Origin of the sequence: Nocardia sp. NPDC051052 (assembly GCF_044456045.1) — a bacterium.
GTDB lineage: Bacteria > Actinomycetota > Actinomycetes > Mycobacteriales > Mycobacteriaceae > Nocardia.
The window spans coordinates 511,280-535,365 of the sequence record NZ_JBITFL010000006.1; the positions used below are offsets into that span (position 1 = coordinate 511,280).

The 24,086-nt window shown below is 67.6% G+C and carries 24 protein-coding genes; 14 read left to right on the forward strand and 10 right to left on the reverse strand.

The annotated features are described in order from the left end of the window. Positions 1–63 precede the first annotated feature (63 nt). Complete coding sequence (locus ACIBCN_RS23590; protein ID WP_396993772.1) at positions 64–777, forward strand: endonuclease/exonuclease/phosphatase family protein; 714 nt, start codon at positions 64–66, stop codon at positions 775–777. A 148-nt stretch (positions 778–925) separates the two neighbouring features. Here ACIBCN_RS23590 and ACIBCN_RS23595 read toward each other — a convergent pair whose 3' ends face one another. Further along, the gene (locus ACIBCN_RS23595) at positions 926–1,120 is read right to left on the reverse strand and encodes a hypothetical protein (protein WP_396993773.1); all 195 of its coding nucleotides are present in this window, start codon (positions 1,118–1,120) and stop codon (positions 926–928) included. Between the two features lie 730 nt (positions 1,121–1,850). Between ACIBCN_RS23595 and ACIBCN_RS23600 the strand changes: the two genes are divergently transcribed. Next, the gene (locus ACIBCN_RS23600; RefSeq protein ID WP_396993774.1) at positions 1,851–2,231 is read left to right on the forward strand and encodes a hypothetical protein; all 381 of its coding nucleotides are present in this window, start codon (positions 1,851–1,853) and stop codon (positions 2,229–2,231) included. Positions 2,232–2,454: 223 nt separating this feature from the next. Further along, positions 2,455–3,297, forward strand: coding sequence for an alpha/beta fold hydrolase (locus ACIBCN_RS23605; RefSeq protein WP_396993775.1), 843 nt, complete (start codon positions 2,455–2,457; stop codon positions 3,295–3,297). A 9-nt stretch (positions 3,298–3,306) separates the two neighbouring features. Here ACIBCN_RS23605 and ACIBCN_RS23610 read toward each other — a convergent pair whose 3' ends face one another. Continuing rightward, complete coding sequence (locus tag ACIBCN_RS23610) at positions 3,307–4,443, reverse strand: serine hydrolase domain-containing protein (RefSeq protein ID WP_396993776.1); 1,137 nt, start codon at positions 4,441–4,443, stop codon at positions 3,307–3,309. 408 nt (positions 4,444–4,851) lie between these two features. On the opposite strand from ACIBCN_RS23610, the gene ACIBCN_RS23615 reads away from it, so the two are divergent. The 5 genes from ACIBCN_RS23615 (at position 4,852) to ACIBCN_RS23635 (ending at position 9,952) form a co-directional block, all read left to right on the forward strand. Beyond that, a complete protein-coding gene (locus ACIBCN_RS23615; protein WP_396993777.1) occupies positions 4,852–5,562 on the forward strand; it encodes a hypothetical protein in 711 nt (236 codons plus the stop codon). A 74-nt stretch (positions 5,563–5,636) separates the two neighbouring features. Beyond that, positions 5,637–6,419: an SGNH/GDSL hydrolase family protein gene (locus tag ACIBCN_RS23620; protein ID WP_396993778.1), complete on the forward strand. Its 783-nt coding sequence runs from the start codon at positions 5,637–5,639 to the stop codon at positions 6,417–6,419. A 247-nt stretch (positions 6,420–6,666) separates the two neighbouring features. Next, positions 6,667–7,194: a hypothetical protein gene (locus ACIBCN_RS23625; protein ID WP_396993779.1), complete on the forward strand. Its 528-nt coding sequence runs from the start codon at positions 6,667–6,669 to the stop codon at positions 7,192–7,194. A gap of 1,008 nt (positions 7,195–8,202) precedes the next feature. Then, the gene (locus tag ACIBCN_RS23630; protein WP_396993780.1) at positions 8,203–8,769 is read left to right on the forward strand and encodes a copper chaperone PCu(A)C; all 567 of its coding nucleotides are present in this window, start codon (positions 8,203–8,205) and stop codon (positions 8,767–8,769) included. Further along, complete coding sequence (locus ACIBCN_RS23635; protein ID WP_396993781.1) at positions 8,762–9,952, forward strand: Dyp-type peroxidase; 1,191 nt, start codon at positions 8,762–8,764, stop codon at positions 9,950–9,952. The genes ACIBCN_RS23630 and ACIBCN_RS23635 overlap by 8 nt, the downstream gene beginning before the upstream one ends. Before the next feature lie 116 nt (positions 9,953–10,068). Here the strand turns inward: ACIBCN_RS23635 and ACIBCN_RS23640 are convergent, their stop codons facing one another. Both ACIBCN_RS23640 and ACIBCN_RS23645 read right to left on the reverse strand, forming a co-directional pair. Then, positions 10,069–10,656 carry an HdeD family acid-resistance protein gene (locus ACIBCN_RS23640; RefSeq protein WP_396993782.1) on the reverse strand — a complete coding sequence of 196 codons (588 nt, stop codon included), beginning with the start codon at positions 10,654–10,656 and terminating at the stop codon, positions 10,069–10,071. 112 nt (positions 10,657–10,768) lie between these two features. Next, the gene (locus tag ACIBCN_RS23645; protein ID WP_396993783.1) at positions 10,769–11,221 is read right to left on the reverse strand and encodes a VOC family protein; all 453 of its coding nucleotides are present in this window, start codon (positions 11,219–11,221) and stop codon (positions 10,769–10,771) included. A 161-nt stretch (positions 11,222–11,382) separates the two neighbouring features. On the opposite strand from ACIBCN_RS23645, the gene ACIBCN_RS23650 reads away from it, so the two are divergent. After that, the gene (locus tag ACIBCN_RS23650) at positions 11,383–12,369 is read left to right on the forward strand and encodes a glycosyltransferase family 9 protein (protein ID WP_396993784.1); all 987 of its coding nucleotides are present in this window, start codon (positions 11,383–11,385) and stop codon (positions 12,367–12,369) included. 598 nt (positions 12,370–12,967) lie between these two features. Here ACIBCN_RS23650 and ACIBCN_RS23655 read toward each other — a convergent pair. Beyond that, complete coding sequence (locus ACIBCN_RS23655; protein ID WP_396993946.1) at positions 12,968–13,264, reverse strand: ArsR/SmtB family transcription factor; 297 nt, start codon at positions 13,262–13,264, stop codon at positions 12,968–12,970. Between the two features lie 210 nt (positions 13,265–13,474). On the opposite strand from ACIBCN_RS23655, the gene ACIBCN_RS23660 reads away from it, so the two are divergent. Then, the gene (locus ACIBCN_RS23660; protein WP_396993785.1) at positions 13,475–14,176 is read left to right on the forward strand and encodes a M23 family metallopeptidase; all 702 of its coding nucleotides are present in this window, start codon (positions 13,475–13,477) and stop codon (positions 14,174–14,176) included. Positions 14,177–14,537: 361 nt separating this feature from the next. On the opposite strand, the gene ACIBCN_RS23665 is transcribed toward ACIBCN_RS23660, so the two are convergent. The 3 genes from ACIBCN_RS23665 to ACIBCN_RS23675 all read right to left on the reverse strand — a co-directional run bounded on the left by ACIBCN_RS23665 (position 14,538) and on the right by ACIBCN_RS23675 (position 17,576). Next, positions 14,538–15,509 (reverse strand): enoyl-CoA hydratase/isomerase family protein, encoded by a 972-nt coding sequence (locus tag ACIBCN_RS23665; protein WP_396993786.1) that lies wholly within the window; start codon positions 15,507–15,509, stop codon positions 14,538–14,540. A gap of 294 nt (positions 15,510–15,803) precedes the next feature. Next, complete coding sequence (locus ACIBCN_RS23670; RefSeq protein WP_396993787.1) at positions 15,804–16,424, reverse strand: TetR/AcrR family transcriptional regulator; 621 nt, start codon at positions 16,422–16,424, stop codon at positions 15,804–15,806. A 249-nt stretch (positions 16,425–16,673) separates the two neighbouring features. After that, positions 16,674–17,576, reverse strand: a complete 903-nt coding sequence (locus ACIBCN_RS23675; RefSeq protein ID WP_396993788.1) for an alpha/beta fold hydrolase — start codon at positions 17,574–17,576, stop codon at positions 16,674–16,676. Between the two features lie 125 nt (positions 17,577–17,701). On the opposite strand from ACIBCN_RS23675, the gene ACIBCN_RS23680 reads away from it, so the two are divergent. Continuing rightward, on the forward strand, positions 17,702–19,561 hold the full coding sequence (locus tag ACIBCN_RS23680) for a Na+/H+ antiporter (RefSeq protein ID WP_396993789.1): 1,860 nt from the start codon (positions 17,702–17,704) through the stop codon (positions 19,559–19,561). A gap of 1 nt (position 19,562) precedes the next feature. Here the strand turns inward: ACIBCN_RS23680 and ACIBCN_RS23685 are convergent, their stop codons facing one another. Next, complete coding sequence (locus tag ACIBCN_RS23685) at positions 19,563–20,111, reverse strand: TetR/AcrR family transcriptional regulator (protein WP_396993790.1); 549 nt, start codon at positions 20,109–20,111, stop codon at positions 19,563–19,565. A gap of 422 nt (positions 20,112–20,533) precedes the next feature. On the opposite strand from ACIBCN_RS23685, the gene ACIBCN_RS23690 reads away from it, so the two are divergent. Together ACIBCN_RS23690 and ACIBCN_RS23695 are read left to right on the forward strand one after the other, a co-directional pair. Then, complete coding sequence (locus ACIBCN_RS23690) at positions 20,534–21,142, forward strand: TetR family transcriptional regulator (RefSeq protein ID WP_396993791.1); 609 nt, start codon at positions 20,534–20,536, stop codon at positions 21,140–21,142. A gap of 39 nt (positions 21,143–21,181) precedes the next feature. Beyond that, complete coding sequence (locus ACIBCN_RS23695; RefSeq protein WP_396993792.1) at positions 21,182–21,847, forward strand: enoyl-CoA hydratase-related protein; 666 nt, start codon at positions 21,182–21,184, stop codon at positions 21,845–21,847. Between the two features lies 1 nt (position 21,848). On the opposite strand, the gene ACIBCN_RS23700 is transcribed toward ACIBCN_RS23695, so the two are convergent. Then, positions 21,849–23,009 carry an AI-2E family transporter gene (locus ACIBCN_RS23700; RefSeq protein ID WP_396993947.1) on the reverse strand — a complete coding sequence of 387 codons (1,161 nt, stop codon included), beginning with the start codon at positions 23,007–23,009 and terminating at the stop codon, positions 21,849–21,851. Positions 23,010–23,132: 123 nt separating this feature from the next. Here ACIBCN_RS23700 and ACIBCN_RS23705 point away from each other — a divergent pair, with 123 nt between their 5' ends. Next, positions 23,133–23,969 (forward strand): crotonase/enoyl-CoA hydratase family protein, encoded by an 837-nt coding sequence (locus ACIBCN_RS23705; RefSeq protein WP_396993793.1) that lies wholly within the window; start codon positions 23,133–23,135, stop codon positions 23,967–23,969. Positions 23,970–24,086 lie beyond the last annotated feature (117 nt).

Genomic DNA, 24,086 nt, shown 5'->3' on the forward strand with positions numbered 1-24,086 from the left:
TCATTCGCGCAGACCGCGCTCCGGCGGCAACCGCCGGCACCCGGTCCCCTAGCATCGCGACCTGTGATCACCGTTGCCACGTGGAACGTCCTGCACCGCATCCACGCCGAGAATTGGTACGAGGACGTCTCCAGCCGGTGGCCGGACGAGGCCGCGCGCATCGACGCGGTCACGGCGCGGGTGGCGGCGCGGACCGAGTGGGTCATCGCACTGCAGGAGGTCAGTGGTGATCAATTGATCAGTCTGCGCGCCGCTTTGCCCGGCCGCACGATCCACTCCATGGAGTATGTGCGCGTGCCGACCGCACGCAGGCACGCCAGCGCGCTGCGTGATCCGAGCGAGCACCTGGTGCTCATCGTCGAGGGGCCGAGCCGCGACATCACCGCCGAGTCGTTCGCCGACGACCCAGGCAAGGGCGCGCTCGCGGTCAGCGCGGGCGGTGTTGTGGTGATCGCCACGCACGTGACCGGGGATCGGCGGCGCACCAAGCAGTTCGCCCGGCTGGCCGAAATGGCTTCCGTCACACCGGAGTATCCGGCGGTGCTGCTCGGCGACTTCAATATCGATCGAAAGACGGTCGCGTCGAGCCTCGGGGAGGGATTCACCGTCGCCGACCTGGCGCCGAACTCGCTGGCGACCCGACCGCGCACCTCGGGCGCGAAATCGCAGTTCATCGATCACGTGGTCGTGCGCGACGCGACCGTGCGTGACGTGGTCGTCGAGGACGCGGGCGGGCTGTCCGATCACAACCTGGTCCGCGCGACGATCGCCTTGTGACGCCCGCGCTTTCGTAGTCGCAGGTCAGCACATCGAGCGCGGCGCGCCAACCCCGTGATTCTGGTGTCTGCTCGTGCGCGGCACCGGCGATTAGGGTTCTCATCGGGGTGCCGAACCGGCATGCGGAGCGGGAGGGGGCCATGATGAATCAACGCTGGGCACCTGCCCGCAGGCACTCCCCCGAATCCGGCACCGCACGGTCCATCAGCCCATACACGGCATCGATGGCCGGAATCACGTTCTCGGACGGGCAGATCGAGCCACACGGTATCGCGGCGCGGCGCCGGGCCAAGTCCCCTGTCTTGTTCGCGCACCACTGCGCGGCACCCTCAACGAAACCCATTCAGTTCGGGCACCCCAGCGCTACGTCCTCGACGCGAGCGCCCCGGCCCGCGCTGTACGGCACGCCCGTGGCACAACCGAATCTGTTCGTGCCTGACTGCGCGACTCTGTCTACGCGAGCTCCACTGCCCGATCGCTCCGGCGCGAGCACCTGCACGCGGTCGGCTATGTTCGCGCACGATGACGCGTCCTACTCGGCGCAACCGGCACTGTTCGCGCACCATGGGGCGACGCCCTCGACACAGGCCGCGTTGTTCGCACATCACTGTGCGACCCCCTCGACGTGTCCACCCTTGCTCACACACTTTTGCACGACCCTCTCGGCGCAACCCGCTCCGTTCGTTCATTACGGAGCGACCCATTCGAGACGACCGGCGCGCGATGCTGTCATCGCTCGAGACCGGGGCGGCTTCGGCGGCCGATAGCGCATCAACACTTCGTGCGAGCCGAACCGTAATGGCCGCACAGTAATTCGCGCCCTTCGGATCGACCGGGGCGAGGTACCAGGAGGAGCTATGTCCCACTTATCCGCGCAGAAGAGCGTTGCGACAGCTTTATTCATGCTGGCCGCAGTGGTTCTCACTGGATGTTCGTCCAGCAGCAACGACCAACCAGCCGCTTCCAGAACTCCCGTCGCGAGCGCCACCGCGACGCCCTCGCGGGCCAGCGCGCAACCGACACCCGGGCAGGCGGCACCGGACCAACCGGCACCCCGGGGCGCAGTCCCGCAGGTGCCGCAGGCAGCCGGCGCACCTCAGACACCGGTCGAGGAATACGTCAAGTGCACCGACCGCATCAACTACGCAGGCGACCCCCGCGCGAACGCCGAAATCAACATCCTCGGCGAACAAACCGGCGTCTGCCCGGAACCGCAGCAACCGCCCGCCGACAACTACGTCAAATGCACCGACCGCATCAACTACGCAGGCGACCCCCGCGCCAATGCCGAAATCAACATCCTCGGCGAACAAACCGGCGTCTGCCCGGAACCGATCCTGCCGACCGCCGCCCCGGTGACGACCTCGACCGCACCAACGGTCACCTCGAACGCCCCGGCTCCCACCACGTCGACGGCACCGGCAACCTCAACGGTGAAAGCGCCGACGTCATAGTCGACAGCACGGGCGAACTCGACTGTGATCGCGGCCGCTATCGGCTATCCGGTGCGGATCGCGATTCTGCTGTACCGGCGTCGGCTGGTACCCCTGCGCGCCGACCATGATCGACTCCGGCCGACGCGCCGGAGTCTCTCCGCCACCCCAACATTCGCAGCCAGCGCAGGCTGTTGACGCGATTTCGCCGCCGCCGACCTCCGGCCCGGCCGAGAATGTCTCTATGGTCGAGATCAGCCGCGGGGTTGCCACCGTGAACGGCATTCATATGCATTTCCGCCGCGCCGGATCGGGCCCGGCGCTGGTGTTGTTGCACGGCTGGCCGCAGACCGGCTACTGCTGGCGGAAGGTGCTGCCCGCATTGGCCGAGCGCCATACCGTGATCGCCCCGGACTTGCGCGGTTATGGCTACACCGACAAACCGACCACCGGCTACGACAAACGCAGCATGGCCTCCGACGTGGCCACGCTGATCGAATCGCTCGGCTTCGCCTCCGCGGCCGTCGTCGGGCACGACCGCGGCGCGCGGGTGGCCCACCGCTGGGCGCTGGATCGCCCGGATCAGATCACCAAGATCGCCGTGCTCGACATCATTCCCACCAGGGAGACCTGGCGCCGGATGGACGCCGCGCTCGGCCGCCGCTACTTCCACTGGCTGTTCCACCTGCAGCCGGATCTGCCCGAACGTCTTGTCGGCCATGACATTCCCGGCTACCTGCGCTACTTCTTCGAGACCTGGACGGTCAACCGGCACGGTCTGCCCGGCGAGGCCATCGACGAATACATCCGCGCTTTCAGCACTCCCGGCGCACTGCGGGCCGGCTTCGACGACTACCGCGCCGCCGAGCTGGACGCCGAACACGACGGCACCTCCGCGGGCCACCGGCTCACCATGCCGATGCTCGCCGTCTGGGGCTCGGCCAGCTTCCTGGAACAGATTCCGGTACTGGAGGTTTGGCGTGACTATGCCGAAGACGTGCGCGGCGCCGCCATTCCCGACTGCGGCCACTTCATCGCCGAGGAACGCCCCGAGGCACTGCTGACACACCTGAACGAATTCCTCTGAGCTGTACCCCTATTCACCACACAGCGCGTGAGCGACCAACGCGGTGGCCGCGCGCTGCTGCTCGAATCCTTTACTCCGCGTGATGTCTTCGCCTGCGGCGAGGGCCGTGGACATCGATACGACGGCACTGCGCCGCCCGTCCCCGGTCACGCCGGTCTCGGTGATGTAGCCCTCCTGGCCGCCGTTGTGCGTCCAGTAGACACCCCCACAGGTCGAGGGCACCGCGAACAGCCCGAGCCCGTCCCGGATACCGGGCCAGACCTGCCCGATCACGCCATCGACCGGGACGGTGGTGCGCATCCGATCCAGCAGCTCGGGCCGTAGCAGTTTCCCGCCCAACAGACTTCGATAGAAGGTGCCGATATCGGCAGTGGTGGAGAGGAAGCCGCCGGAGGCATCGGCGTCCACCACTTCGGTGACATCCGTCAGCGGCCCGTCGCGTTCGTACTGCTGGTAGGCCTTGGCGTGTGGCACGGGCAGCGTGGGCGAGGTTCCGGGCCAGCGGGTGTCACGCAGCCCGAGCGGCTCGATGATCCGCGACCGGACCTCCTCGTACCAGGGACGTTTGGTCACCTGCTCGATGATCAGGCCGAGCAGCACGTAGCCGGCATTCGCATAGGCCCAGCCGGTGCCGGGGGCGAAATCAGGCGGGTCCTCGATAGCCGCCGCCACCGTCTGTTCCGGAGTTCGCACCTGGTAACGGAATCGGTAATAGTTTTCCGGGGTGTCGAAATCGGGCAGGCTGTCGTGAATACCGCTGGCGTGCTGGAGAAGTTGTTCGACCGTGATCAGGTTGCCGTCGTTCCCGTTGGCGCGCACCATGTCCGGCAGCCACCGCTGCACGGTGTCGTCCAGCGTGAGGCGGCCCTCGCCGACCAACATCAGGACAACGGTCGCCACCAGTGACTTGGTCACACTGCCGATCCGGAAGAAGCCGTACGGCGAAACCGGTTCCGCCGCTGCGATATCCGACTTACCCGCCACAGCTACCCGTTCGCCCACACCGTCCACCACCCGCGCCTGCACCCCGGAAACGCCAAGTGCCACGATGGCGTCGACATCTCGCTGCAAGACATCCTCGGCGGGCGCCGAATGGCAGCCAGCCACCGCGACGACCAGCGCTACCGCAACCACCGTGTACCGCATGATCTCTCCCCTCGACTTCAGGGAAAGTTAGCGGCGCGTCCCGCTCGACGGCATCCCTCCACGGAGCTAACCCCGCATCCCCCCGCAGGACTATCCGCCGATACTCGATCACGCATCAGCCCCAACCCCTGGCTGCCGCACGTGCCGGGCCAACTCGGATATCGAGTGGCACACCATGGCGGCATCGCCCGAGAAGGCCCCGCCGATGTGTGCCATTGAATCAGTGCTCACCTACGGGAGTCCGAACCTCCCTTCGTCGTCGACGAACTCTCGTGGTTGCACTTGACCCAAGATCTGGTCACGGAACGGTTATCGACCCGACTAGAGACCGACCAGTCTGAAACAATCAGGCCGATCGTCTGAACGAATGATCGTGACCTGATACATCCCCGGGATGAAGGGTGCGACATGGTCGCTCTGAGCCGGTTAGGGATTCGACTCACCCTCTGTGCGGTAGCGCTGACGTTCGCCGCCGTCGGCGCGCCGGGAGTAGCGGCGGCCGTACCGACCGCCTCGCTCGGCGGCGGTTCCGGGATTCTGCTCGGGCGCGGCGTCTGCACGCTGACCACCATCGGGTACGACCGCGCGGACCGGCTGGTGGGACTCACCGCGGGACATTGCACGGAAGTAGGGATGTCGGTGCGGGCGGAGCAGGCACCGGACGCCGGCGTCGTCGGCACCGTCGCCGCGGTCGATCACTACGACGACTACGCGGTGCTCGAGTTCGATCGAACCAAGGTCGCGCCGGTGCGCCAGGTGGCCGCGACCATGATCGGCGGTATCGGCACGCCACCACAGCAGGGTGACGTGGTATGCAAGAACGGGCGGACCACCGGATACAACTGCGGCGTCGTATGGGACACGCATCGGTGGTGGTTCCAGAACCAGTCCTGTTCGCAGCCCGGCGATTCCGGTGGACCGGTCACCATCGGCGATCGGCTGGTCGGCATGAATGTCGGGCACATCGGCGTGCGACTGGTCGGGGTCACCGTGTTCGACATGGTGTGTCATCCCCCGATCGCGCCGCTGCACGATCCGGCGGTGGCCACCCAAATCAGGATGGTGCTCGACGACATCGATCAAGGTGGCGGCGTCGGGTCGGGATTCCGGCCGCTCTGAGCGCGTGCGACGATGGGCCGAAAAGCGGGGCGCCGGTAGGGCATTCCGCCCGACGCACACCACAGGAGCTCGACGTGGCGCCGACCCGAGGACCCTCGTTCGCCCGTTACGTCGCCCTCGGCGACAGCCAGACCGAAGGCATCGGCGATCCCGACGGCAACGGCGGCTACCACGGCTGGGCCGACCGATTCGCCGGCCTGCTCGCCGCCGCGGACCCGGGCCTGCGCTACGCCAACCTCGCCGTCCGCGGCCGTCGCGCCGCCGAGATCCGCGCCGAACAGCTCGCCCCCGCCCTCGCACTGAAACCCGACCTAGCCACCGTGGTCGCGGGAATGAACGACGTCATCCGACCGCGCTTCGACCGGGACGCGCTGCTCGCCGACATCGAGGCCATGTTCACCGCGCTCACCGCGATCGACACCACGGTGGTCACGTTCACCTTCCCCGACATCGGCGCCGTCGCCCCGTTCGCCCGCCCGCTGTCCGCGCGAGTACGCACCCTCAACGCCGACCTGCGCGCGCTGGCCGCACGAAACGGCGTCACCCTCGTCGACTTCGAACCGGTCGTCGCGGCCACCCACCCTGCCGCATGGGACGAGGACCGACTGCACCTCAGCCCGATCGGCCACGACATCGTCGCCCGCGCCCTCGCCACCACACTCGCCGTCCCCGGAGCCGACAACACCTGGCGCGAACCACTACCGCCGGTCAGCCGATCCCGCACCGAGACAGTCACGACAGAGTTCCGCTGGACCGTCCGCTACCTCGCACCATGGATCGGCCGCAGGCTGCGCGGAGCATCCTCCGGCGACTCCCAGGAAGCCAAGCGGCCAGAGTTGCTGCCGGTTCTGGCGTGATCGATGTGTGCTGAACGAGGGCCACACGCTAAACCTCTGCAATGGCTGGTGCGCGCACCCTGCTTTCCTTGGCACGGAGCAAGTATTGAACACTCAGGTGGGGCGCCGCGCAGATATGCATGGCCAGCCGGCGGGCATCTGCTGTCATCTCGCGGAGCCGCGGGCCGCCAGTGCCACCGGCTCGGCGGCCTGGGCGACTGCGGAAACCGGTGCGATCGGGGGCTACGACCGGAAGTAGTATGGCTCGGTGCGGACATCGGCGGAGGCAACGGCGCGGGTGCGCGGCGCGTTTGTCGGATCGGTGTCCGGTGCGGTGAGCATTGCCGCGCATGCGCTTGGTGGCGGCGATGTCTCCCCCGGTCAGTCATCGATCACCGTGTTGATCGCCGCCTGCACGGTGGTCGGGGTGGTTGTCGGCGCGCGGCGGGCTCGCTTCGGAGTCGGCGAAGTGATGGTGCTGCTGGCGATCGGGCAGGCGGTCGGCCATGTCGCGCTGACTATGTCTTCCGGCCATCACCACAACACCGGCATGACCTCGGTCATGGTCGCCGCACACCTCGCGGCTATCCCGGTGGGCGCATTACTCATCCGTGGCGCTGAAATCGCTTTCGGGCGAGCGGTATCCGCTGCGACCCGCGTAGTGCGAGCGCTCGGCACTCGCCTCGCGGCACCCTTTGCACTCCACTACGCCGTCCCCGTCGGCCCGCTCACCGCGCCCCGGCGATTGCTGTTCAGCTCTGGATACGGGCTACGCGGGCCACCACCGCGTCGCTGAGCGCACGTTCCCACCGCCCGCGTGGTGCGACCCAGTTGTTCTGTCGCACAGCACATTCCCGTGCTGCTACGAGACACCCCTACATCGGATGCTCGATACAGTTCACCAAGGTCTCGATGGACAGTCGTTGATCGAGCCCACCAAGAGTCCACGGTGGGCATCGATCTCGTTGCTGGGCACATCTATTGCGCCGAGTAAACGCGGCTTCATCAATATGCCAGAGCTTTCCGCGAGGCCGAATCATGTGACTTGAAGACGACTCGGGTCACGGTCGACCTATCGGCGGGCCGACAACGCATTGATCGGGTCCAACGTCGTGGCAACCAGCAATTGCCACGCGCTCGGACCGGCTCCGGGTTGCCAGGCTTGAACCGGCCCGCGTTAGCTTGCCGAACCGGTGTGCGCGCCCCAACTCCCCACGCAAGCACCAGAATCCGCACCCTAACTCGGGATCCGCACCATTCTAGGGCCCTATTCCGAGTGCAGATCCAAGTGCGGATTTGTGGTGATACCGGTCTGGCAGCGTCTCGCAGGGCGTCACAGCCAGATGGCCACGCCACGATCAGCGGAGGTTGCGGATCAGCACGGTCGGGTTCGGACATGGGTCGATTCGACTCGCCGTTGGCGGCTCGACTGCTTGACAGCTCGGCTCGGCTCGGCTCGGCTCGACGGCGGCTCGGTTCGGCAGCTCGGCAGCTCAGCAGCTCGACAGCTCGGTTCGGCGGCTCGGCGGCTCAGCGGCTCAGCGGCTCAGCGGCTCAGCGGCTCAGCGGCTCAGCGGCTCAGCGGCTCAGCGGCTCAGACCATAGTCGGCGCCGATGGCGACCAGTGAACCGCAACGGCCGGGTTTCGGGACGGACCGGTTCGGCCAAATCGATCAGCTCAGCAAGCCGTTTGATGCGACCAACGGGGACTGGATCCACATCCAGCGCCGACCAGAGCCCTCTCAACATCGCCCGGGTCGATAACTCGCGGCGCGACAACACATTTCCCACGATCGGAGATTCCATGCTCACCTTCACCAGCAATCCGACATCCGGCCGTCGCCGGTCTACGCGCGTACTGCGCACCGCCGCAGTCGCTTTGGCCGTCCCGCTACTCCTCGTCGCCTGTTCGTCTAACGACAAGGCCGAGACGCGCGCCGCGGACTCGGTCACGATCAAGGATCAGTGGGTGAAGGCGGCGGATGGTGACATGTCGGCGGCGTTCGGCGAGCTGAGCAATGCGGGCGACAAGGCGCGGACAGTGGTGTCGGCGGCGAGCCCCGCGTCGAGCCGAGTCGAGCTGCACGAGGTGGCCGCGGATGCGAGTGGGACCAAGACGATGCGTCCCAAGGCGGGCGGTTTCGTGATTCCGGCGCACGGGAAGGTCGAGTTGCGCCCGGGTGGTGACCACATCATGTTCATGGGGCTCACCGGTCCGCTGCGTACGGGCACCGAAACGCCGGTCACGCTCACCTTCGACGACGGCTCGACGACCACATTCACCGCGCAGGTGCGTGACTTCTCCGGCAACCAGGAGAACTACGCGCCCGATCACGCGGGCGGTGCGCAGGCACCGGCGCACGGTGGCTGAGACCAACCCGGGGCGTCTCAACCGGCGGCGCCTGCTCGGTGGCGGTGCCGCCGCAGCGGGTGCCGCGGGCATCGGCTGGGGCGCGGTCACACTCTCCGCCCGTGACGCACCGGGGACGTCGGCGATCGAACCGTTTTACGGTACACACCAATCCGGGATCGCGACCACCCCGCAGTCGCAGGCGGCGTTCGTCGCCTTCGATCTGAAACCGGGCGTCGCCAGAGACGACCTCATCGGCATCTTGAAGATCTGGACCGGCGATGCCGCGCGCCTCACCCAGGGCTACCCCGCCTTGGCCGACACCGAACCGGAACTGGCGCAACGCCCGGCGCGGCTCACCGTCACCGTCGGCCTCGGCCCCGGGGTGTTCACCGCGGCGGGCCTAGAGCACCGCCGCCCGGCCTGGCTTCGCCCGCTGCCGCCGTTCGAGATCGACCGGCTGGAGTCAGCGTGGAGCGACGGCGATCTGCTGGTGCAGGTCTGCGCGGACGAGGCGACGACGGTGTCCCACGCGGTGCGCGTGCTGTGCCGGAGTGTGTCGTCACTGGTCACGGTGCGCTGGGTGCAGCGCGGGTTCCGCAACGCCGAACCCGGCCGGACCCCACGCAATCTCATGGGCCAGGTGGACGGCACGGTGAACATCGCACCGGGCCCCGACGCCGATCGGCTGGTGTGGGACAACGGCACGGCCCAACCCTGGCTCGCCGGCGGCTCCTCCTTCGTGCTGCGCCGCATCGCGATGACGTTGGACACCTGGGACGAAATCGACCAGGAGGGAAGGGAACTCACCGTCGGCCGCACCATCGCCACCGGTGCGCCACTGACCGGCACCGCCGAGTTCGACGAACCGGATTTCGCGGCCGTCGACGCCAACGGCATCACGGTCATCCCGCCGTCCTCGCACATCGCCCGCGCGCACCACACGCACGACGGCGAGCGGTTCCTGCGCCGCGGCTACAACTACGACGACGCCCCGGCACCGGGGCGGATCTCGAATTCGGGCCTGCTGTTCGCCGCCTACCAGCGCGACGTGGACGCCCAATTCTTGCCGGTCCAACAGCGACTCGCGGAGTTCGACGCACTCAACGTGTGGACGACGCCAATCGGCTCAGCGGTGTTCGTCATACCGCCGGGCGTGCCGTCGCCGGGCGGGTATCTCGGACAGTCACTGTTCGAATCATGATGATGCCGACCCGCAGGAGTGCCGGCAGTCGGTTAGTCGCACTTACTCCGGTGGGGCGAACACGCGGCGGCCGCCGCGCCGAGTCGACGCGGCGGCCGCAGGCCGAATGAATCCGATCAGATACCGGTAGCGCCGTGCATCGCCTTGGCATCCTTGCGGACTCCGAACGCCAAGATGACCTCCATGATGCCGAGCACGATCAACCACACGCCGACCACGATCGCCAGCGTGGCCACCGACGTCAACGGCCACGCGATCAGCACGATGCCCGCGATCACGGTGATCACCCCGAAGAACACGGCCAGCCAGCGTCCGGGCACGGCAGGCTCGGACACCGCGATCACCACCGCGGACACCCCACGGAACAGCCAGCCGATTCCGATCCAGATCGCAAGCAGCAGAATCGAAGTCAGCTCGTCACGAAAACAGAAGACGCCGATCGCGATGGAGAGCACGCCGCTGATGAAGGCGAGCACCCGCATCCCGGTGCTCGCCGGTGCGCCGAACGCGGCCATCAGTTGCAGAAACCCGCTGACCACCAGGTAGATGCCGAACAGGACGCCCGCCGCCAGCAGGGTGACGCCGGGCCAGGCGAGAATGATCACACCGAGGATCACCGAAAGTAAGCCGGTGACCAGAACGGTTTGCCACGCACTGCGGGCAAGAGACTGCAAAGGACCCTCTAGCACGCTGTTTGTCGTCATAACCCGATGCTATGCCCAGAAAGACGAGTTTCCTGGACATTTGCCGGTGTAAAACGGCAAGTCCAGTGGGCTTACCCACCGAATCCTGCGCCTGTCCGGCAAGGGGGTCCGGCTAAGCGACCGATCCGTCGACGCTCGACACGCCCGAGTTCGCCGCCGCGGGAGCGGCGATATTCACCATCCAGGTGGTGCCGTACCGGTCCTGGCAGAGGCCGAACTCGTCGCCCCACATCTGCTTCTCCAGCGGCACCGACACCGTGCCCGCCTCCGACAACCGGTCCCAGTAACCATGCAGCTCGGCAACATCCTCGCCGCTGAGGCTGATCGAAATGCTGCTTCCCGGTTTGTATTCCATGCCGGGCGGGGTGTCCGCGGCCATCAACGTGAAGCCGCTCGGGGTCTCCAGGATGCCGTGCATGACCAGGTCCGCGCCGGGCGCCTCCTGATCACTGAATTCGCTGAAGGTGTTGATGGTCAGGGTGCCGCCGAACACGTCGCGGTAGAACTCCAGAGCTGCGCGGGCCGTGTCGCCGAAACTGAGGTACGGGTTGAGCCGGGAGGTCATGACACGAGGTTAGTGCGCCATCGCACACGAGGCGATCGCTAGCGGGGTTTATCGCCGGATCGGCTCGGGTAGTCATCCCTAAGTGACTCTCGTCGTGCATGCCCATGGGGGTGTAGCGGGTGGGTCGGAAATCGTGAGTCTCGGGTGGCTAGGAGAAGAGGGTGGCGGTTGTACTCGTGCTGCAGGCGCGGGGCCTTGGTGATCTACTTACCGGGGTCCCGGCGCTTCGTGCGCTGCGCCGCGCCAAGCCACACGACCGCATCGTGCTCGCCGCGCCGCACCGGCTGAAGCCGATCGTCGATCTGATCGCCTCGGTGGACGCGATGGTGCCGACCGCCGAACTCGGCGGACTGCGCTGGGACGCGCCCGGCCCGCAGCTCGCGGTCAACCTGCACGGGCCGAGCACCGAAAGCATTGTGCAACTGGAGAAGACGAATCCAGGACGGATCCTCAGCTACCGCAATCCGGCGTTCCCCGAGCTGGACGGTCCGGAGTGGCAGACCGATATGCACGATGTGGACCGCTGGTGCCATCTGCTCGAGTCCGACGGCATCGTCGCGGATCGGCGCAATCTCGGTCTGGTGCCGCCGGTATCGACCACGAGTCACCGGGATTGCGTCGTGGTGCACGTCGGCGCGAGTGCGCCGGCCCGGCGCTGGCCGCCGGATCGGTTCGCCGCCGTTGTCCGGCATCTGCTGGTGCTCGGTCGCGAGGTGGTGCTCACCGGGGATGAGTATGAGCGGGAGATCGCGCTGAACATTGCCGCGCGGGCCGGCCTGCCGATCGGGCGGGTGCTGGCCGGGGACCAGAACCTCATCGAACTGGCCGCCACCGTGGCCGAGGCGGGACTCGTGATCAGCGGCGACACCGGAGTTGCCCACCTGGCCACCGCGTTCGGCACCCGCACCGTCCAGATCTTCGGCCCCACCCCGCCGCGCTGGGGCGGACCGCCCCCGCACCTGTTGAACCGGCATGTCGCGCTGTGGGCCGGTCAGCTCGGCGACCCCTCCGCCGACACTCCCGACCCCGGCCTGCTGCGGATCGGCGTCACCGAGGTCATCAACGCAGTGGACAAGCAACTCAACAAGCGCAACTGGCCCGGCACCGGCACGCAACCCCGCCGCGCTCCCTATCGCCGCGTCGGCTGACGGTTCCACCCGCCGTCAGCAGACACGCACAACTACATCACCGACGCGCCTGGCCCTCCCGGACCTGGCCGCCCCTTCGCACATCCAGCGGACATCCGCCGCCACATCACCTGGTCCACCCGGACCTGGCCCGCCCTTCGCGCATCCAACGGACAACTGCCGCCACCCGACACCCCGCCGGGCCTTCCCCGACCTGGCGGTCCTTCGCGCATCCAACGGACAGCCGCCGCCATCTCGCCTGGCCTGGCCGGATCCGGCCGCTTCTTCGCACATCCAGCGGCCAGCCGCCACACCTCGTCTGGCCCTTCGGCGCATACGTGCCGCCATCACGACACCTCGCCTGCCTCTCCCGGACCTGGCCGATTCGTCGCGCATCCAGCGGCCAGCTGCCGCCACATCACCGACACCCCGCCTGCCCTCCCGAGCCTGACGGTCCTTCGCGCATCCGACGGACAGCCGCCGCCACCTCGCCTGGCTTGGCCGGGTCCGGCCACTCTTCCTAAATCCAGCGGACAGCTGCCGCGCGCGAGGACCCATCAACCCGAATCGCGAGTTCCCTTGCTGCCGTACAGAACTGGCGCTCAACCCGCCCGGTCGATTACAGGTCGCCGTCCACGCGTGCAGTTTGGAGCGCGGCGGAATAGGCGGCTAGGGCGCTCGGCCAGAACTGGTCCAGGTAGTCGCGGGCGTCGCTGAGGCCGCGCGGGTCCAGGGAGTAGAGGTGGCGGTTGCCGTCCGGGCGCATCATTACCAGGCGGGCTTCGCGCAGGACGCGCAGGTGCTGGGAGACCGCGGAACTGGTGACGCCGGTGAGTTCCGCGAGTTCGCCGACCGCGCGCGGGGCCTGCGGGAGGGCCTCGAAGATGGCGCGGCGGGTCGGGTCGGACAGCGCCATGAGCGCGAGAACTCCGTTAGTCACCACTGAAATAGTGTGACCACCGAGCGACCATTTGGTCAACTTGGCGTAATACGGAATTCCCCCAGGTGAACACGCGAGGCGCGCGCTTGCGTTACACAGTTGTAATACGCGAACTGGGCTTTCGTACCGATGTGACGGTAACCACACGATTGCGGAACCTGCATGAGCCTCCCGTACGTTCGTCCCATGCCCGTGACCGTTCCGTTATCTTCCCGTCGGGGCGCGACCCGGACTCGACGCCACCGTGCCGCCACCCGCGCGGTGGCCGTGTCCGCGGTTGTCAGCGCCTCGCTCGGCGTGCTCGCCGCCGCCGATCAGCAATCGACCTCCGGCCACCTGACGACAGGCAAGCTCGCCGCCGCCGACGCCGACGTGGCAACGCAGGCCATGTTCACCGCCTTCACCCCGCGCGAGGCGCAGCAGCCGCAGACCGTGCCGGACAACGTCGTGTGGGAGCAGCACCGCCTCGCCGTCGAAGCCGCCCGGCCCAAGACCGTTCGCCCCATCGCCGGCGTCCTGACCTCCACCTTCGGCGTGCGCTGGGGCGCACTGCACGCCGGCCTCGACCTGGCCGACCCGATCGGCACGCCGATCGGCGCGGTCACCGACGGCGTCGTGATCGAGGCCGGACCGGCCAGCGGCTTCGGCATGTGGGTGCGGGTGCAGCAGGACGACGGCACCATCGGCATCTACGGCCACGTCAACGACATCCTGGCCACCGTCGGCCAGCAGGTCCGCGCGGGCGACATCATCGCCACCGTCGGCAACCGCGGCTTCTCCACCGGCCCGCACCTGCACTACGAAATCCACCTGCCCAGCGGCGAACCCATCGACCCCATGCCCTGGCTCGCCGCCCGCGGTATCGACGTTCAGGGCAACACGCCCTAGCCCGGACGCCTTCGCGAGTCGATGAGGGGCTCGCGAACGGTTGCCCCGCCGGAACGCCCCGGACGTGAACGTGTCAACGGAGACACGTTCACGTCCGGGGCGTTCGCGCGTTGTCACGCTGAGAGCGACAGCTACTGCGCATCTTCCACCCTGCCGCGCACCGTGCGTCCTGGCGTCCCTGCCACCCGCCGCGTGTCCTGCTTCCGGCGTGCACCAAAGACCGCACGCCCATTGCGCAAGGGCCGCACACCGGCTGCGTAAGCCGTACACCCTTGTTCGCGGCACGATAAGCATTGCGCGGCAGGCTATCTCGGGTTGCGCCAGCTCGCTGGCAGTCCTCAGCGTGAAACGTCAGGGTCGGTCATTTGCCGATCTGGTCGACGCGGGTGCCGTCGAGCCACGGTTTGAGGTCGGCGAGGAAGGGGGTGTCGCCGAGGCGGTCGAGGTCGTCGAGGAAGGCTGTGGTGGTGCGGGCGGCCGCGGCGGTGGTGCCCGCGGAGATGAATCCGGCTTGCTCGCGGTCGAGGCCGCGGGACAGGGACTTGTCGGTGCCGAAGTAGATGGCGCGCTTGGCTTCCGCGACGGCCACCGGGTTGCGGGTGGCCAATCGTGCTGCGGTCGACTGAGTTTCGGCCAGGAGCTGATCCTCTGGGACCAATCGATGCACCAGGCCGAGCCGGTAGCCTTCCTGTACCGACAGCGGTGCGCCTTCGAGGGTTACCTCAATTGCTTTGGCAGCGCCCAAGAGCCGGGAGAGCCGCTGGGTGCCGCCGCCGCCCGGGATCAGGTTGGCGAGCGTCTCGATCTGGCCGAGTTTGACGTGATCGGCGTCGGCGGCGTACCGCAGGTCGCAGGACAACGCGATCTCGTGGCCGCCGCCGAGCGCGGGGCCGTTGATCGCGGCCAGGTACACCACGCCGGAACGGTTCATCCGCAAGGTGGTCTTCTTCCAGCGGTGCCCCCACACCAGCCCGGCGCCGAGCCCACCACCGAAACGTTCGGCAAGGCGCGTCGCGCCGGGCAACCGCATCGCCACGTCGCCGAACCGCAGGAACGGCGCCGCGACCCGAGCGGGGACGAACGGATGCGGCAACTCGATCATGCCGATGAGTGCACGCGGGTCCGCGTGGGTGAGGAACCGGCCGGGCAGCCCGCCGGTGAGGACGACCGCGCCTACGGTGTCGTCGGCGTCGACCGCGGCCGTCAGCGTATCCAGATCACGGACGAATTCGGGAGTGGCGAAGTTGAGCGGTGGTGCGACGACCCGAGCCGTCAGCACCCGCCCGTCCTGGACCAGTTCGATGGTCTCCAGTGGGAGATCGGCGGCGGACATCGGCGGCTCCTTCGATGCGCATGGCGACGGCGGGTTCATGAGAATGCTTCGGCGCAAACCTGATTCGCCCGAAACCGTTTCCCGTTATGGTGTCTACCATAATAGGTGTGTCAAGAGGTACCACCCACTCCGCGCCAGTCAGATGCGCAGCGGTCCGTATCCGCGACCTTCTAGGGATCCGTCCTCTTCCAACTGCCCGCACTGAGTGCAGATCCGCAGGCTCCGAGGGAGCGAGACCGGGGCGACGCGCAGCGGCCCCTTAGCTGCGGCCGAGGCGCGGCGATCCCCTCCGGCCTATTCGGTGCGACTGACGGCGGGGATCAGGTCGCGAAGTTCGCCGACGACATTGTCGAGCGGTGTGATATCGCGCCGAGCTCGACACAGGGCAATCGCGCCCTCGAAGGCGGCGACCGTGAGGGTCGCCAGACTGCGAGCGCGAACCTCGGAAATGCCGTCTCGGACAAGCATTTCGGAAAGGGCGCGTTCCCAGCGGGCGAAGGCGTCGGCGGCGGCGCGAGCGAATTCCGGTGCGTCATCGTTGGTTTCGACCGCGACGGCGAAAACCGGACAGCCCGCACGGAATTCACTGTCGAGCAGCGTGCGCCGCCACATCGTGGCGAACTGATCGAGTGCGGTCACCGGGTCGCTGTCGGCGGTCAGCCGCTCGATGAACTCGGACATCAAGGTCCCCGCCGTGACGACCGCGTCGTTGATCAGCTCCGTGCGCCCACCGGGAAAATGGTGATACACCGAGCCACGCGGCGCTCCGGTGGTACTGAGTACCCGATCCACACTCGTCGCGCTGGCGCCGTGCACCCGCAACGACTCGACCGCCCCCTCGACCATCCGCCGCCGCGCGTCGCCTGGACGCGGCCGTACAGAACCCTCGCTACGCGCTCGGCGTGTCCCTGCCATACCACCATGTTATGGGATATGCCATAAGCATGACGCGGCACGGGTAACTGAGCTGTTCAGCGCGTCATGTTTGCCTGACCACGGGTGGTTGAGGCAGTTTCGCGGGTGCCGACCGAAATGGTGAGTTCCGCGGTACCGGAGAGGGCGCGGGGCGGGCTCCCAACGCTCATTCCCGGGCTCGACCGGGCTCATCGACCCACCCTGCCAGCGTGTTGCCAGGGCGGGTCAGCGTGACCACGGTTCGAATGGTCAGGTGGTCCGGTGCGGCACCCGAGTGGCGTGAAAGTCGAGGAAAGCCGCCAGGGTGTCATCGGGGGCTTCCACTTGGGGGTAATGACCGACCGTCGGAAGCTCCACCACATCGGGATTCGGGACCAACTCCCGGTAGCGGTGGACCATGTGCGCCCCCGACACGGGGTCGAGCAGCCCATCGATGAGCCGCAACGGCACCGCGGCATCACGCAGCGCCCCAACCCAGCGTTCGCGATACCTGCGACGTTCACTCATGTAACGAATCAACTTGTGCCCGTTACGTTTACCGCGCTTGCCGCACCACAGCGTCCAGAACTGATCGAGTTCTTCCTTGCTCGGTTTCGTGTCGGGCCCGAAGACCGACGACAAGCTCGCCGTATACGCGCGCTCGGACGCCAGGAAGCTGGCCAGCGGGCCGAGCGGACTGGCCAGCACCCGCTGCACCAGCCGCGCACGATGCGTCTCCGGGAACAATCCACCGTTGAGCAGGCAGACCGACTCGATCACCAGCGACTCATCGCCCGCCGCCCTGCGCTCCGCGTCGCGCGCCAGCAACTCCTGCGCGACGGTATCGCCGTAATCGTGGGCGAGGATGTGGCACCGGTCGATCCCCTGCTCTCGAACCAGGTCTTCGTGAATATCGGCCTGATCGGCGATCGAGTACCGGTAATTGCTTGGCTTGGCCGACCAGCCGAAGCCGATCATGTCCGGCGCGAGCACCCGGGCGAACCGCGTGCACAGCCCGGGCCAGACGCGATGCCAGTCCCAGGACGCGGTCGGGAACCCGTGGATGCAGACCAGCGTGCCGTCGGCACCACCGCCGTCGTCGCGATAGAAGATCTGGTGGCCGCGGTGGGTGAACCGCCTGCCGTTCGCCCGCCAGGACGCAAACTCCTCCATGCCTACCTCCTTGTCGCCGACAAGCATGGCCCCTGAACCCCTCCGGCACAGGAAATCCGTCGACTCCGGACGTGTCATGTACCGCGGGCGAAGTTGCCGTCGGTGCGCTCTGCGAGAATGCGACGGTGCATGTCGCGATCGGCCTAGTGGTTCTTGTAGCTTCGGCGGCAGCGCTGGCGGCGCTGGCCCGCCGGTTCGGAGTGTCCGAGCCACTCGTCCTGACCGTGGCCGGGGTGGCGGCGTCCTATCTGCCGTTCGTGCCGGAGATCCATCCCGACCCGGAGATCATCCTGCTCGGGTTGCTGCCGCCGCTGCTGTACACGGCCGCGATCCGGACGTCGCTGGTCGATTTCCGCGCCAACCTCCGCACTATCGCGTCACTCTCGGTGGGGTTGGTGCTGTTCAGCACCTTCGCCGTCGCGACGGTGGTGTGGTGGCTGCTGCCGGTGCCGTTCGCGGTCGCGGTCGCGCTCGGCGCGGTGGTCGCGCCGCCGGACGCGGTGGCGGCGACCGCGGTAGCCAGGCGGATCGGGATGCCGCGTCAGATCGTCACGATTCTCGAGGACGAGTCGCTGTTCAACGACGCCACCGCGCTGGTCGCGTTGCGGACCGCGATCGCCGCGTCGGCAGGCACGGTGTCGGTGTGGCAGGCGGGCGGCGACTTCCTGCTCGCCGCGGGCGGCGGCGCCGCGGTGGGCGTTGTGGTGGCGTATCTGCTTGCGCTGCTTCGTCGTCGGATCACCGACCCGGTGCTGGATACGACGCTGTCGTTCCTGGCCCCGTTCGCCGCGTACCTTCCCGCGGAAGGAATCCACGCGTCCGGTGTGATCGCGGTGGTCACCTGCGGCATGATCCTCGGGCACGGCGCGCCGGTGTGGCAGAGCGCGGCCTCACGGATCGCCGAGCGCACCAATTGGCGCACCATCCAGTTCATTCTGGAGAGTTCGGTGTTCGTCATCATCGGGTTGCAGGTGCGCGCGATCCTCGAAGGCGCGTGGAGCAGCGGGCTCGACCATCGCACCGTGGTGGTGGCCGCGATCGGCGTGCTGCTCGCGACGATGCTGGCGCGATCGTTGTGGATTTTCCCGTGGTCGTTGCTGATTCGCCGGCTCGGCCGCCATTCCGGTGGCGTGCCGCTCCGGCATTCGACGGTGGTGTCCTGGGCGGGCATGCGCGGCGTGGTCACCCTGGCCGCGGTGCTGCTGCTGCCCGAGGACACCCCGCAGCTGCCGGTGCTGAAGCTGCTCGCGCTGGTCGTTGTCGCGGGAACGCTACTGTTGCAAGGCACTTCGCTGCCGTGGCTGGTGCGGCTGCTGCACCTGCGCGGGCCGAGTCGCGCCGAGAACGCGCTGCAGAAGGCGAACCTGCTCCAGCAGGCGACGACCGCGGGCCTGGCCGAACTCGACAAGTGGGTCACCCCGGAAACGCCCGCGTCCGTGGTCGATTCGTTGCGCGACCGGGTCACCTGGAAGACCAACGCCGCCTGGGAGCGCCTCGGCCGCGCCGAATCCGAGCTGGCCACCCCGACCGCGGAGTACCGGCGGCTGCGGCTGCAAATGCTGCGCGCGGAACGGGAAACGGTACTGCGCGTACGGGATTCCGGCGGCGCCGACTACGAGATCCTGCAATACGTGCTCGCCCGGCTCGACCTCGAGGAGTCGATGATCGACCGGTACGACGAGACCGAGGAGGAACGGCTCGAGCCGCTGTCCGCGCCCACCGTGGGCGACACGTGCGCGCATCTGGAGCAAGCACCGCTCGTCATGGAGCCGACCGGCCCTGACGTCTGCGAGGAATGCCTGGCCGAGGGCATGAGCTGGGTTCATCTGCGAATGTGCCTGTCCTGCAAACACATTGCGTGTTGCGAATCCTCGGTCGGCAACCATGCGACCAAGCACTACCGCGGCACCGGACATCCTGTGATGCGCAGCGTCGAACCCGGCGAAGCCTGGCGCTGGTGTTATGTGGACGAGCTGCTCGGCTGATTCAGCGGCGCGCGTGTGAGTAGATCAGGCGTGCGTATTCGTTGAGCAGTTTGTCCAGGGAGAGGTTTTCGCCGCCCGCGGCGATCTGCTGGTAGCCGATCAGCATCGCCATCCCGAGCGAGGTCACCACGGCGGCGGTGTCGTCGTTGCCGACGACGCCCTTGATCGCCTTGTGCACTGTGCGCCTGCGGGATTCGTCGACCCGCTTGAGCGCCAGGTTCACCGATTCGTCGTTGCCCGCCCAGGCGCGGATCGCGGCTTCGGCGGCGTGGTGCAGGCCCGCGGCGAGGTCGGACATGGCGCGGATGTCGTCATCGGGGTTGCCCTGGTTGAACTTCAGCGTGCGCAGGATCAGCACCTGCCGGTTCTCCCAGTGCTCTAACAGCGCGTCGACGAAGCCCTGCCAGCTGCCGAAGTGATGATAGAACGAGCCGCTGGTGACCCCGAGCCGACGGCACAGCACACCGATATTGAGCCCCTTGAAACCGAGTTCGGCGAGCACCTCCAGAGCCGTGTCGAAGTACTGCTCCTTGGTGACCACACGTGACATGCCGGGCGCCGTTCTGTTCGTTCGGGCAGGGGTGGGAGGACCGAACAGTACCCCATTGTCTCGTCGGCTCGTACGAGGATAGTCAAGCCACCGGAACCCTGTTCCAGCGACCCCAAGTACCTGTTACCAGGCGAAATATGTAGTGCGCGTGCGCAATCGAGGGGTGTGTTCGACGTGTCGAAGTCGGCCGCACGCGTAGAGCTACCTGATAGCGCACGAGCATCAGAGACTGACCGAGCACCCGCGCACTTGACGTGTCGAGGCAGGCTGCGCGCGCGGGGACTGTGCGCACCCCGCCCCCAACTACCAAGGCAGACAAGGAACGCTAGCGACCCGCGAGCATACGCCGACCAATCGCGCGAATCGGGCGTCGACACCGATGCCGCCGAATAGCAGAGCGGTCGCTCTGTTATTGTGGTCGCATGCCTCGTCCCCGCACCCACGATCCCGACATCGTTCTCGATGCCGCGGAGTCGCTGGCCGTGCGATCGGGCCCGGCCGCGGTCACCACGCGTGCGGTCGCCGCGGCGACCGGGGTGTCCAATGGCGCGATTTATCACACGTTCGGTTCTCGATCGGAGTTGCTCGGGCGCACCTGGCTGCGGGCGGCGCGTCGGTTTCTGGCGTTGCAGTCCGCGTTGGTCGACGGCGTGCTGGACGGACCCGATCGACAGGACGGCGTCGAGGCGGTGGTCGCCGCGGCCGAGGCGCCGGTGGTATTCGCCGAGAAGTTCCCGGTGTCGTCGCGGCTACTGCTCACCATCGAACGCGATGAACTGCTCGGCGAGGTACCCGATGCCGTCGCGACCGAGCTCGCGGAGACCGACAAGGTGCTGGTGGAGTTGATGATTCGGCTTTCGCGGCACCTGTGGGGCCGCGGCGACGGTCGCGCGGTCGATGTGCTCAATCTCTGTCTGGTCGACCTGCCCACCGCTATTCTGTTGCGCCGCAACCGCTTCACCAATCCCCTGGCCGCCGAGCAACTCCGGGCCGCGGTGCGGGCCGTGCTCGCGCTCGGCCCGCCACCATGACACACGCATACTCTCCCACCTCTCGACAAAAGGAATGCCATGCCGACCCTGAGCTACCACGACAAGATCGCCGTCCTCGACCTGGGCAACGACGAAAATCGTTTCTCACCAGCCTTTCTCGACGCGGTGAACGCCCACCTCGACACCGTGCTCGCCGACGGAGCGCAGGGCCTGGTCACCACGGCCGGCGGAAAGTTCTTCTCCAACGGTCTCGACCTGGACTGGCTCGGCGCCAATGGCGACCGCACCCAGTGGTATGTCGGCGAGGTCCAGGCACTGTTCGCGCGGGTGCTCGCCCTGCCCGTGCCCACCGTCGCCGCCCTGCCCGGTCACGCCTTCGGCGCGGGCGCCATGCTGGCCATCGCCCACGACTACCGGGTGATGCGCGCCGATCGCGGCTATTTCTGTTTTCCCGAGGTCGACATCCGCATCCCGTTCACCGAGGGGATGGCCGCGCTCATCCAGGCCAAGCTCGCCCCGAAGACCGCGGTCGCCTCGATGACCACCGGCCGTCGCTTCGGCGGAACCGACGCGCTGGCAGTCGATATCGTCGACGCCACCGCCGCCGACGGCGCGATCACCGACACCGCCCTCGCCATGCTCGCCCCGCTCGGCGGCAAGGATCCCGGCACGCTCGGCGCCATCAAGAAGACCATGTTCGCCGGTGCCCTCGCCGCGCTCGAGGCGGCCCGCCGGACCGACTGATCTACTCCGGCGCTGGTTCGGCCTCGTCGTCCGGCGACACGGGCGCGGCGGTGACCACATCGATCTGCTCGCCGAGGTAGCGGACCACCACCGCGACCACCGCCACGACCGGGACGGCGAGGAACGCACCGACGATGCCGTACAGCGAGCCGCCCGCGGTGACGGCGAGCAACACCAGCACCGCGTGCAGGTTCATGCTGCGGCTCTGCAAAACCGGTTGCAGCACATTGCCTTCCAGCTGCTGCACCGCGACGATGATGCCGAGCACGATCAACGCGGTCGTGAACCCATTACCGACCAGCGCGACCAGCACCGCGAGCGCACCGGCCACGAACGCGCCGACCATCGGAACGAAACCACCGATGAACGTGATCACCGCGAGCACCAGCGCCAACGGCACCCCGAGGATCACCAGCCCCGCCCCGATGAACACCGCATCGATCAAACTGACCAGCGCCTGGGTCCGGATGAAACCGCCGAGGGTGCCCCAGACCCGATTCAGCACCTCCTCGACGTGACGGCCGCTGCGGCTGCCGAGCACCCCGTGCAACCACGGCAGCAACCGCGGCCCGTCCTTGACGAAGAAGAAGCTCAGCACGAGCACCAGAAACAGTGTGATGAGCACCGATGTCGCCGTGGACACCCCGCTGAACACGCCACCCGCGATCTGCGCGGCACTCGACTGCAGCCGGGACACGATCGCGTCGACCGCGGAGTTGAGCTGCTCGTCGCGGATCCGCAGCGGCGGCCCCTGCATCCAGTCCCGCACCTGATTGACACCCGCGGTGGACTTGTCGGCGAGGTCGGGCGCCTGGTCCACCACCGACGGCACGATCAGCGCGATGACGCCGGCCAGCACGCCGACGAACACCACCATCGTGATGGTCGCCGCCAGCGCCGGGCGCAGGCCCCGTCGGGTGAGCCAGCGAGTGGGCGGCCACAACACGGTCGCGATGACAATCGCCAGCGCGACCGGCAAGATCACCACCCACAGCTTCGCGAGCAGATACATCAGCACCCACGCGCCCGCCGCGATCGCGACAACGCACAGCGACCATTTGGCGAGCCAGATGATTCCGGACCCGATCACGTCGCCGCGATCCGGTACCGCGTGACTGCCCTTGCCCGTCTTCGCGTCCGGTTTGCTGGTGTTGTGCTGGATGTCTTCGCTCGGCCCACTCACGCGCCAAGTCTTGCACGGGGCCGGTGCCCGGCCGGGTCATTGCCCGCCGCGCGGCGCGGGTCGAAGAGCGGTGCGCGGGCCCGCTGACCGGGATCTGGCACGATGGCCCCGCACTGTCCCGGTAGGTTCGAAGGACCGTCTGAAGGAGGGCCCACCTTGACCGCCGCAGCCACGCTGGAACGCAAGGGGCACATCGCCGTCATCACCTTGAATCGCCCCGAGGCGATGAACGCGGTGAATGCCGAACTGTCGAGCGCGGTGGGTGCCGCACTGGACGAACTCGCCACCGATCCGGAGCTGCGGGTCGGGGTGATCACCGGGGCCGGGCGCGCGTTCTGCGCCGGCGCCGACCTCAAAGAGTTGGCCCGCGGCAACGTGATTCACGATACGGCGCATCCGGAGTACGGATTCGCCGGTCTGGTACAGCATTTCGTGGACAAGCCGCTCATCGCGGCCGTCAACGGGTTCGCCCTCGGTGGCGGCACCGAGATCGTGCTGGCCAGTGACCTCGCGGTGATGAGCGAGGACGCCGCACTCGGCCTGCCCGAGGTAACGCGCGGATTGGTCGCCGCGGCAGGCGGTTTGCTGCGGTTGCCGCGCGCGGTACCGCCGAAGATCGCGCTCGAGATGGCGTTGACCGGTACACCGATCGATGCCGCCAGCGCGGCGCACTGGGGGCTGGTCAACCGGGTGGTGCCCGCCGATCAGGTGCTGACCGTCGCACTCGAACTTGCCGCTACGATCGCCGCGAACGCACCCATGTCGGTGCGCGCGTCCAAGCGAATCATGCACCGCGTCAACGACTTCGGCTCCGACTGGGATACCCCGATCTGGCAGATGAGTCTGGAAGAAGCCGGGCCGGTGTTCATCAGCAAGGACGCTTTGGAGGGGCCTCGCGCGTTCGCCGAGAAGCGCGCCCCACAATGGCGCGGCGAGTAGCACCACCTGCCCTTCCTGGTTCGTGATCTTGAACGCTAGTGCTGCTAGCGGCGTCTGCACCCGCGGCGGTTGATTTCGTCGGCGGGCGGCGATCCGTGAGTTCGATAGCTCCGTTGA